Here is an 11,790-nt window from a genome sequence, read left to right on the forward strand (position 1 = left end):
TGGCATCAAAGCTGGACTTGTCAACCCAGGCAACTGTACCAACTGCATCGGTAACCAAAACTTTATCGTTTCCTCCGCTTAATATGTTTTCTGTCTGAACTGCATTGTCCGCCAGTTTGGCGTTGGTAACTGCGTCATCACCCAGTTTTGCAGTAACAATAGATAAGTCTTCCACTTTGAAGGGATCGACGGTGGTGCCTGCTCCGGTAATTGTTATTTGATCGGCGATAGTGGCAAAACCAGACTTATCGACCCATGCAACCAAACCCGCTCCATCGGTAACCAAAACCTTATCCGTACCTCCGCTTAAAATATTTTCTGTCTGAACTGCATTATCGGCCAATTTTGCATTGGTTACCGCATCGTCGCCAATTTCAAGAGTAACATCTCCCAACAAAGCATTAGTATCTCCACCTACATCTATCGTAGAAGAAGTAATATTACCATCACCAGCAAGGCTACTTAAATCTGCATTGAAGGTTCCTCCATTCTCAAGGGTAAGTGTCAGCTGATTGCTAACCGGATTAAAGCTAAAGACCTGAAGTTGTTGACTATCCGTAGATGTCAACTCCCAAGAATCACCATCCCAAAAATATATAGTTCCTGTATTTGTATTTACGTATATATCTCCAATATCTGCCCCAGTAGGCGTTGTAGTCCCAGGCGCTGTTACAAGTGTGCCGCTGAGCACCTCGCAATTACACTGGTCTTCCAAATTTACTGTGGTTTGCGCCATGGCAAATCCAGAAATTAGAAATACGATTAATAAAATCCCCTTCTTCATGATATATACTTTACTTAAGTTGGTCTTTGTTCAATTGGTAATAATAAGTTCTTGACAGAATTAATCTTTCATTAACGCTGTAAAATTTATTGGATAATTTAAAATCTTGGAAAATCCTGTATTGATTTAGAGATAACAACATTTTCCTTTGCGGTAGTTTAAACCATATTGAAAAAATGTTTTTATTCAAAATTTTCATAAGTAGGATTTTCTAATCTTTTAAAATGGTAACATTTAATGTTTGTCCTATTTTTTAATTAAACAGATCTATAACACCATACAAAATTAACCGTACGGCTGGCTACAAGAAATAAATGTTGTGTAACCCTATATTTATACTGTCTATACATCGATAGTTGAGGTTTTCAATATTTTAAAACAACTATTAATGGCTATTTCACTCGTCGATCATCCTAATAATAGCAACGCTTGCCGAAATTTAATTGTGGGAAAAATCACATGAATTGACTTTTGTGGGCTGAGTGAATTCTCTAATTCTTTTTAACTCTATAGGTAATTCTTCTATTGGTAATTACAGTTTTTACTTGAATGGTAAGCAATGCTGAGGTGGAAGCTACTGCAGAACAACTGGATCCAGATTTTGAGGCTAAAATTCTAAATAGATGCCCATTATCAATAGTTTCCACGTCTTTTACGGTTAATGTAGTGGTCTGTGTTCCAGCATAAGCAACACCATCAGCTATATTATTAAATATAACCCCACCATCAGTACTAACTTGCCATTGGTAGATATCTGCATTTGTACTAGTGGCTGTGAAAACTGCATTATCCCCAACAAATACTATCTGATCGGTCCCTATTGTTGCCGTAGATGGAGTATCCTCTGTAACTGTAATACCCGTTCTAGTGGCACTCAAGCAACCCGTAATTGTATTCCTTGCTTCTGCATAAAATGTTCCGGGACCACTTGGAGTATAACTCAGGCTTCCTGCCAACAATAAAGATCCCCCTGATGCTGCATCATACCAATCAACCGTTTGAGCTGCTCCTACTGTAGCGTTAATGGTAACAACGGGATCTCCTGTACAAAAGGCCTTATTCCCCCCACTGTTCGGGGCGTTTACTGTAGGACAAGAACAATCCGGTGCCGTTACAGGAAGAGTTTCAATACATCCATTGCCGTCTGTAACGGTCAGGACTATATTGGTCCCTTCTGGTACATTGGCTATGCTCCAAACATTCCCAGAAGTATTTGTTACCGTTCCGGCAGTACTTGTAACCGTGCCTGTACTTACAGTAACCTGCAGAGAATAGGCTGTCAAAAACAAATTACAGGAGGGCGACCCAGTTACTATAATGGTTGGCTTTGGATTGACCGTAAGAGTAACCGAATTTGAGGTAACCGAATCACAAATACGGCTTGAGTTGGATACCATAACCCGATATTGGTTACCATTATGCGAATTTTGGGCGTTTGTTATGTTCATTTGGTTAGTAGTACTGCCACTATGAATTCCCGAATCCGTAAGGTTTATCCAAATAGATCCATTAAAAAACTGCCATTGATAGGTGTCTACATTGAATGCCACGACCGAGAAAGAGGTATCCCCGTCCTCGCAAATACTTTCGTCCGTTGGTTGAGTGTTAATGACAGGGGCCGCTTCTGCCTCCTGGTAATCAGGTATAGCGCTAGCATCACTATCTGCCGGAACTTGATATGAAGCTGCTATTACGCCACCATCAGGATTGACTGCCGGGGGCAATCCAGTTCCATAATACCCATTACCGTCACTATCTGCTGTAGCGTTGGCATACGCCTCATTGGCATCGTTACAGCCGTCATCATCACTGTCACTATCCAAGTAATCGGGAGGATTTGTTCCATCGGAATTCGTTATTATATAGTTTAACGTACCATTCTCTGGACTAGCTTCTACTGCATCAGCCAGACCATTGAGACCATAAGGACCACTTATAACGCCGTTGGAATGCAGTAGGTTATGCCCAGCCTCAACAGCATCATATATCCCATCATTATCAGAATCAATATCTAGGTGGTTAGCAACACCATCCGAGTCGGAATCCAAACCATATGTCTCTGGGCTTAGATAATTGGATACACAATTAAATTGAATACTATGCTGCCTACCTCCAGAATTTGCACCATCTACAAAGGCGATGGCACCTACCCTGACCGACATTTCCGATTTTGAATTATAGTTGACACTGAAATTCACCTGTGGATTAACATTTCCTGCTCCAGGATAACCTGCAGTACCTGAGGTGCCTATAACCCAGGCCCCTTCTTGGCTCATTGTAAGTTCTGTAGGATTATCTATAGTATAAGTTGCAGGATTATCTGCCCAAGTCTGTTCACCATATTCTGCACTTCCGTCAATATCATTAAAATTCATAAAGAATTTGTTGATCATCACAGGTGTACTGCCCCCAGAATTTACAAACTGAATATTGTATTCTATGTAACCGAAATCACCCGCCTTTGGAAAATTAAAGGAGGTCATAGGTTTAAAATATGTAGGATCAGTTGCATTATCATCTATCGTTGAAATCGTTGCGTTGAATATATCAGTAATGGAGATAAGGGCATCTGTACCCGTTGTAATATTGGCGAATCTATAAACTGCACCAATTTGTTTGTCAGTCCCGGATTCAAGGTTTGCAGCAGCACTGAAATCAAGAACAGTTTCTCCCCCACAGGCAGGTTGCCCTGTACTTACCAATGTTGCAAGTTCATCGGCGTCTGGTATTCCGTCATTATCGTCATCAAGATCGGTCCTATCAGGTATGGCATCCCCGTCATTATCTGGAACACATCTAAAATTGGAATAAGATTTGATAGCCTCCACATAACTTAAATCTTCAGTCCCAGTACCATCACCTCTTTTGAAGCGGATGTACAACCAATTTATAGGCGAGGTAAAAGTAAAATCAAGTTGGGCGTTAGTACCAACAGTTGTCCATGGACCCGTAGCACTAGAAGACACCCATATATCAAAATCATCCCCATCTTCTCCATTTACTGTGACTACATCTCCACTATTGATATTTTCCCCCATTTCAAGTACCAGTTCATCCCCATTACTATTGAATTGAGCTGTAGTTGCATTATTGTTGCCTAGTGCATTATCCTGATTTGACACACTATTATCTACAATTACTGCAGTGGCATAAACAGGACCATAGGTAAAGTATTCTTCATTGGTTTCACCAGAAGGACATGAAATCGTATCTTGAATAATGACTTGATAATCTTCTACCTCGCCGTTATTGGCAGTAGAATTCCCTGGAGCCAATCCGGTATCACTGGAGTAACGAAAACGCGCATAAGAAGCGCCGGGCACTGCTGTAACGGGAACAGACACATTTAAAGTGATCAACCCTCCTGACGGAACAATATCCGTGGCGATCTTTTCTCCCGGATCATCAAAATCCCCATCCCGGTTAAAATCGATCCAGGCATTTAAAACTCCAGACCCGTTGGTCACAATATCTATGGTCTTTACCTGTCCCAGACTTAGTAATTGACCGCTAAAATCTGATCCACCACTTGTAACACCGTCCTCGTCATCTCCCGAATTATCATCACTGGTGCCTGTGCTGAAATTAACAAAAGGATCTTCACTATCTGGTGGCACAGACCCCAAATAAATGGAAACTGGTGTAGCTACAAGTACTGGAAGTCGGTGTGAGGCATATCCGTAGGATGAAGGAGCATCCCCACCATCGTCTCTTACACCTAGGTTCCCCATAATGGATTCAACATCGCCTGTACTACCCAGTTGGGCCGCAGGGGTTAAAGCTCCCGTCGAGGTATCAACAATAAAAATGGTTCTGCCCAAGCCCACATTATCCTCATCTTCAATGTAATTAGTTCCGTCACTTGCATAGGTAATTCCTTCACCGTCAATGGCCGAAGATGTGGTAAAGGCATAATTTGTAACCCCAGTGGTTATGTCCACTGTATAATAATCTACATTATTGTCATTCTGAATATAAAACTCAGCTGTTTCCGGATTCCACGAAATACCATCTGCCCTGGTTCTAGCCCCGGACAGTATGACCGGGAATCCGGCATAGAGAGACCATGCTGGTTGTGCACCGTCAGCATTAGGATTGATTGCCGCTATGCGATCGGAACCACCACTGCTCCCATTATTGTAAACTATTACAAGCACTTCTTCCCCCGTATTATTATTGATCCAAAATTCTGCCCCTTCCACGTGCCCTGGAACTATACCTGTTTTCACAAGAGTGGCAATTCCAGTTGTTGGATCAATGGAGTACATATCGGAACTCGATGTGGATGTATCTCCCTCGAAAACGTATACCTGTCTATCGGTAGACCTATAGCCGCCTCCTTCCCCTGTAAAGATAATTGGAGATCCCCCATATGTAATATTGATAATATTAGGTGAAGGCAAGGGCGAAGCAGTAGGGTCTGGTGCTACGGAATACAATTCCGACCTATTATCTGCCATATAGTAAATAAACGGGAGTCCCCTGTTTAGGTTTGGTATTATAGCAGGCAAGGGCGTAAGTGGAGGAGGTGTATAATCGGCCACAATTGTCAATACCGGTGATTTCGACGAATCACCATTGTAAGCTTCCGCGGTTCGCTCACCTGATCCATTAATTACAAAAGCCATAGCGTTACCATTGCTCCATCCTCCTCTATTTACAATTTCTTGTACAATGGTCGTTATATCCGGTGTTTGTTGGTTAACCCCGGATTGTCCTACGGTATTCCAAGAAGGAATATTATTCCAGACGGTGGATGCCGATGTCAATGTTCTACTGGAAATATTATAATTTGAACTGGAAAAAACGTTGGCATTGTCCGAATCATCACCTCTAATGGTAACCGAAGTGCTACCTGTGTCAGTCTCATCCGTTGTAAATTGAATCTTGGCACTTAAAATAGTGGTTCCCTGAGGTATGTTTATATTTTGAAAACGAATGCCCACAAATTGGTTTGTTCCCCCATCACTAGTCAATTCCAAATCGGAACTGCCAAGATCCATATTTCCATTGGAAACCTGCTCTTCGGCATCATCATTGCCTTGAGCTACCTGTGAGGTAATTGTCGTTTGTGCAGAAGCAATTCCCGCAAAGACCATCAGAAAGCCAAAAAGAATTTTATGTAAGCTTGGAAACCTCATTCAACAAGTTTAGACCAGTAAAATATTATAACGGTATAAAAATTGACGCTAATAGATTTACCAGATTACAAAACTACCACAGTACAAGAATGAGGAAAATAAATGTTGTGTATAGCGCAAATAACACTGTAAAGCTCCTAAATGATGAAGTTTAATAGTTTTAACTGCCCACCAAAACTAAGCAATATGAATTAAAATACTGAAAATCAATTTTTTAAAACCTTACTTAGTGATGAGATCAATTTGCATCGACCCTATAGGTTATTCTCCTATTGGTAATAACAGTTCTAACCTTTACCGTCAGCAATGCTGAAGATGAAAATGTAGCAGGACAAGTTGATCCCGATTTTGAAGCCACAACACGATACCTATATCCATTTTTATTTGCACCGGCCGTCTTTACGGTTAAGGCCGTTGACTGAGTACCGGCATACTCCGCACCGTCTGAAATGTTGTTGAAGACCGTTCCCCCATCTGAACTTACTTGCCATTGATAGGTATCTGCATTGGTTGTAGTTACCGTAAAAATAGCATTACCTCCCGTAAAAATGGATTGATCTGGTCCTATAGTGGCCGTCGAAGGGGTATCCTGAGTAACGATTATTGCCGTTCTTGCCCCACTAAGGCAATTGGTCGTCGTATTCCTTGCTTCCGCGTAATAAGTTCCAGGTCCGCTTGGAGTATACGTTGTACTATCCAACAACAACAATGTTCCTCCACTTGCAGAATTGTACCAGTCCACTGTCTGTCCAAAACCTACAGATGCAGTTATGCTGGGCACAGCATCTCCAGTACAATAAGACTTATTACCTCCACTGGTAGGTGGACTTACCACTGGACATGCACAGTTAGGTGCGGTCACGGGAAGTTGATTGGTACAGCCATTGGCATCTGTTACCGTTACCACAATATTGGTTCCTGAAGGCACATTGGTGATGGCCCACACATTGCCAGAGGTATTTGTGACAGTGCCCGCAGTGCTCGTTACCGTTCCCGAGCTAACGGTTACCTCCAATTGGTAGGTTGTAGGCGAGAAAAGCCTAAAAACACAGCTAGGGGGACTGCTGACCGAAATCGTAGGTCTTGGTAGTATGGTTAGTTTTACAGCTGTCCTAAAAAGGCTTCTGCGACTGGAGTCTGAATTGTCAACACTTTCTCCGTAATAAGTAACATTTCCTACCGTATTTAAAGTTGGAGACACTGGAGAACCTCCACTAGTAGCAGTATACCAAACCACATGGGCCCCAGAAGGAGGGGTTGCCGAGGCGGTCAAGGTCTGTATTGGGTTGGTAGCACATTCGGTAATATCCCCATTGCTAGTGGGGGGCGGTAAGGCCGATTCAATTTCATCAAAGGAGAACTCATAACTACCGTTACCTTTACAGGAAGAAAACTCTCGAGTCCCCAAAAATATTCTTTGGGAATTATTACAATTCTTATCGGTATCAATCTGTCCTCCATTGTTGTAGATTATAGCGTCCGAAGGCAAATGTAAATCTGCATTACCGTCCCATGTAAGAATTCCATCACTTTGAACCGCGACCAGCATAATATTAACTGTTAGCACCCCATTGTTAGGCAACGATAGAGTATCATTTCCGCCAGATTGATTCCCAATAATAAGCTTGTCTATCGTATAAGAAGTAATATTCACATTCAAGGATACAGTATTGCCACTGCCAATGGTTACAGTGCCCACATTACTGTTCTGTCCGGGATATGATGTGGCATTGACCCATGCAACACCATTATAGATTTGCCAAGTACTGGAACTGCCCCAATTGCCCGATGCCTTTGATCTATAGTCACCAGTAACCTGAGTAAAAACGGGTAGACTAAAGATTATGAAAAACACGATTAAAACCGCTTGTTTTAGTTTCTGGCTCAAAAACATGTGTCCAAAAGACATTTATTATTAATAATTACGACCGTCACAAAATTCTGACAATCATTTTTATGTTAAATACTTAAATAGTATTTAACTAATGTTTAACGCAATAAAAGGTGAAAATATTACATGAGCAAAGCATCTAAAACATTATGTTGTGAAACAGCAACAAACTGTTGTATAGGAATAATTAAACGAGAAATGGAAAAGTGAATACATTAGAAATAAAGCCTTCATTAACTAGGACCTTAGAATCCTATTTATCTAATAATTGGAAAAAGCCTTATTATTATACGCAAAAAAAGCAGCTGTTTTCACAGCTGCTCTAAATATTTTTGAAAAGAGTAAATCTATTCCAGAATCAAGAATTCGGACCTTCGGTTTAACTGATGTTCCTCTTTGGAACATCTTACCCCATTGACACATCTGTTTACCAAACGTGTTTCTCCAAAGCCTTCCCCTTCCAGTCTATCACTTGCTATTCCTTTAGAAATCATATAGGCCACTGTAGATTCTGCTCTTTTTTGGGATAACCACAAATTATAGGAATCCACTCCCTGACTATCGGTATGGGAGGTTACCTTAAGTTTTAAACTTGGATACTTTTCCATTGCGGCGATGACTTTTTGTATTTCAATTTCCGCGTCAGGTCGAATATTAAATCTATCAAAATCGAAATAAATGGTACTTAGCTGTAGTAATTTCGCCAAATCATCCCCATAGCCTGCTGTTACGGTATCTCTTTCAAGGTAAAAATCGATAATTCTTGGTTTACTGTCCGATAAATTCAAATACTCCTCTGAAGGCACATATCCTTGCATAGTTGCCCTCACAAAATTGCCTTTATTACAATCTATTGCAATGCTATAGTTGCCATTAGAATCTGTAATTACCGATGCCAATTCCTCATTATTTTCATCGATAACCTTAACCGTTGCCCCAACCAATACTTCATTGGATATTTTATCCCTAACCGTTCCCGTTATTGGTTTAATACAATCATATTCCAATTTTTTGGTCTCAACAAAACTATATATATCATCCTCCCCCATTCCATTCTCACGGTTTGAAGCAAAGTAGCCGTTTCTAGTTTCTTCGTTTATAATAAAGGTAAAATCATCCAATGAACTATTTACTGGTTTTCCTACGTTTAAAACAGATCCAATATATTGACTGTTAGAAATTTTAGTGGTAAATATGTCCAAACCACCTAAGCCTGGATGACCATCCGATGAAAAGTAAAGTATATTTTCACTGGTTACGTATGGGAAAGTTTCCCTAGCTTCAGTATTTATAATGTCCCCCAAATTTACAGGCGTACCATATGTACCATCACTATTTATGGCCACCTTAAAGATATCCGACTCCCCATAAGAACCGGGCATATCGGACGCAAAATAAAGCAGATTTTCATCTGGACTAAGCGTTGGATGCGCTATTGAATAGGATTCACTATTAAAGGGAAGTTCCTCGATTTGGGTCCACACCCCATTTTCTTTGGTCGCCTTAAATATTTTAAGACGTACAACCCCTTTTTTGTCCTTTACCGTTTTACCATCAAAAAGGTTATTCCTTGTAAAATAAAGAGTATTGCCATCTTTTGTGAAGACCGAGGTGGATTCGTGAAATCTGGTATTGATCTCATCTCCAAATTTAACAACCTTATTCTCCGAGATACTGTCGACATTTATCTTGTATAGATCCAAGAAATCTTTGGAATTCCAGGTATGCCTATATCGTGCTAAATTTCCAGTATCCCTATCAGAAGAAAATATTAAACCCTGTTTATAAAATGTAGGAGCAAAATCCGAATATCTGGAATTAAATTCAAATTTACCAATGTCGTATCTACCCGAATTTTTGTCTATTTCCGCTAAATAGTCTCTTTCCGCCATATAAAGATTGGCCCTAACATCTGCAGACGTCATTTGGGAAAACTGTGCCATTACATCTTTGGAAAGATCATATTCTCCGAGGGATCTTAAGGTCTGGGCATATCTAAAATAGTATTCCGGCCCAATGCCTTCTTTGTATTCGTTTAATAGTCTTTTATAGATTTTGGAAGCCTCTTTGTAATTTGCATTAAAATAATAAGAATTCCCAAGTTTCATTAATAGGTCTGCCGACGTATATCCCTTGTCCAACACGCGTTTATAGATATCTATGGCCGGACTAAAGGAGTAATCCTTATATTTTTCATCTGCCTTGTTTACCAATCTATCCTGGGCAATGACAACATTACCAATGACAGAAAATAATAACGTCAGCAAAAAAATTCTTTTTATCATTTTATTTTTTTTAAAAGAAACGCGGTGATACCATTCTTTGGAACGATTTCACCAATTCAAATCTTAAAAACACTTCAAAAGACCCATCATTAAATTGAGTTCCACCCAACTCAGTGGTTTCCCTGTCATAAGCCAGCCCAACCATGAACTGATCACTCAACTGGAAGCCTACCATACCGCTTAATGCAGCATCCCATCTATAGGCTGCACCAAAACTAAACTTATCATTAAACAGGAAACTGGCGGACAAATCTATTTGCAAGGGTGCACCGCCCACTACCTTGGTCAATACAGCCGGCTTGAATTTAAAATTATTGTTTAGGTCAAATACATAGCCAGTAATCAGGTAAAAATTCATCCGTTCCGCAGAAAGGAATTGTACCGAATTGGGATCTCTTTGTGAATTATCAAAATACTGGGTCTCAACTAGGTTAGGAGCGGAAAGTCCGGCATAAAATTTATCTGTATGATAATAAACGCCCACCCCAAAGTTGGGAGAAAACTTATTATCAATATCATCACCCTGAATATTTTCCGCATCAAAATTGTTCAATCCGTTAAAATCCAAACTCAACATATTGCCACCAACCTTTAATCCAAATGATAATTTGGCATCCAAAGCAACATCAACAGTATATGACAAGACCGCATCGAACTGTGTTTCCTGAACCACACCATCCCCAATATTATCATTGATAATAGAAATTCCGTAACCCAGTCTACTATTCCTAATAGGTGAGTGCAAATTTAAGGTCTGCGTTTTAGGAGCTCCTTCCAAACCTACCCATTGAGATCTGTATAGTGCCGCAATACTCAATTGTCCCCTAGAACCAGCATACGCCGGGTTTACACTCATAGTATTATACATATACTGGGTATATTGGGCATCTTGCTGGGCGTACAGTCCGGCAAAAAGGGAAAACAACATTAAAACGGTGACGAGGAGACTCTTTCTATATATCATCTACTATAAAATATATTATTTACTGACATAAATATAACCACTATCTGTAATATTCTGCTGATTATTTTCATACTGGAAAATATAATAATAAACACCAGCGGGCAAATAGTCATTTCCTGTTACAGTAGATCTTGCCTTAGATCTACCGTCAAATACATTATTCTGGTTATTGTAGCCCTTACCTTCATATACCGAAACTCCCCATCGATTGAATATTTTCATGGTATTGTTATGGGCATTTTTAACACCCCTGATAAAAAGGAAGTCATTTTTTCCATCAGAATTCGGGGTCACCAATTGATTAACCTCAATTTTTTCATCGTCATCACCTTCTTCAACAATTACTGTAACCGTAGCTGTATCACAATTCTCGGTATTGGCCGCTTCACAGATTGAATAGCTAATGGTATAGGTGCCATCCGCAGTGCCAGGGGTTACGCTTACGCTTCCATCCTCGTTTATCGTCAGTTCGGCCGTTGGAGTCGAAGTAAGCACTACATCCGTAGGCGCTACAGGATCTCCGTTAAGGGTATCGTTATCCAGCACATTACTGCCAATGATTAAACCAGTGTTATCGGTATCTGTGGTATAAACGTCATCCACTGCATCCAATACATTGTCCATATCAGGACCTACCTGAATGGTTACCGTACCGGAATCACAATTGTCCGTATTGGCCGCCTCGCAGATCGTATAGTCAATGGTATAGGTACCGTCGGCAGTGC

Annotated in this window: 6 protein-coding genes; all 6 read right to left on the reverse strand. The window is 40.4% G+C overall.

All coding sequences use genetic code 11. The annotated features are described in order from the left end of the window. On the reverse strand, nucleotides 1-784 hold a 784-nt coding region (locus tag H4O18_RS21625; protein WP_222942500.1), incomplete at its 3' end, for a hypothetical protein. A gap of 491 nt (nucleotides 785-1,275) precedes the next feature. Beyond that, nucleotides 1,276-5,925 (reverse strand): GEVED domain-containing protein, encoded by a 4,650-nt coding sequence (locus tag H4O18_RS21630; RefSeq protein ID WP_187588578.1) that lies wholly within the window; start codon nucleotides 5,923-5,925, stop codon nucleotides 1,276-1,278. Between the two features lie 238 nt (nucleotides 5,926-6,163). Further along, entirely contained in the window at nucleotides 6,164-7,780 is a 1,617-nt protein-coding gene (locus H4O18_RS21635; RefSeq protein WP_187588580.1) for an Ig-like domain-containing protein, read from the reverse strand. A gap of 383 nt (nucleotides 7,781-8,163) precedes the next feature. Further along, a complete protein-coding gene (locus H4O18_RS21640; RefSeq protein ID WP_187588582.1) occupies nucleotides 8,164-10,101 on the reverse strand; it encodes an OmpA family protein in 1,938 nt (645 codons plus the stop codon). A gap of 10 nt (nucleotides 10,102-10,111) precedes the next feature. Continuing rightward, nucleotides 10,112-11,065 carry a PorP/SprF family type IX secretion system membrane protein gene (locus H4O18_RS21645; RefSeq protein WP_187588584.1) on the reverse strand — a complete coding sequence of 318 codons (954 nt, stop codon included), beginning with the start codon at nucleotides 11,063-11,065 and terminating at the stop codon, nucleotides 10,112-10,114. Nucleotides 11,066-11,080: 15 nt separating this feature from the next. Then, a partial coding sequence (locus tag H4O18_RS21650) for a T9SS type B sorting domain-containing protein (protein ID WP_187588586.1) occupies nucleotides 11,081-11,790 on the reverse strand: 710 nt, incomplete at its 5' end.

Source organism: Arenibacter arenosicollis (genome assembly GCF_014397245.1).
Lineage (GTDB): Bacteria > Bacteroidota > Bacteroidia > Flavobacteriales > Flavobacteriaceae > Arenibacter > Arenibacter arenosicollis.